The following is a 221-nucleotide window of genomic DNA, read 5'->3' on the forward strand; positions in this document are numbered from 1 at the left end:
GTCGGGCCGGACGAGGAGGTGGCCGCCGAGCTGGAGCGCTCCGCCGACCGGGCGCTGGCGCGCGGCGGGCGGGCCGCGGCGGCCGCCTTCCTGGAACGCGCCGCGGCGCTCACCCCCGACCCGAAGCAGCGGGCGCGGCGGGCGCTGGCGGCCGCGGCGGCCCACCTCGCGGCGGCCGTGCCGGCCCGGGTGCCCGACCTGCTGGCCGCCGCCGAACTGGG

At 85.1% G+C, this 221-nt stretch carries 1 protein-coding gene; it reads left to right on the forward strand.

The annotated features are described in order from the left end of the window. On the forward strand, positions 1-221 hold a 221-nt coding region (locus tag VR44_RS49490), incomplete at both ends, for a hypothetical protein (RefSeq protein ID WP_045952759.1).

The sequence above is a fragment of the Streptomyces katrae genome (assembly GCF_000966975.1).
GTDB classification, from domain to species: domain Bacteria; phylum Actinomycetota; class Actinomycetes; order Streptomycetales; family Streptomycetaceae; genus Streptomyces; species Streptomyces katrae.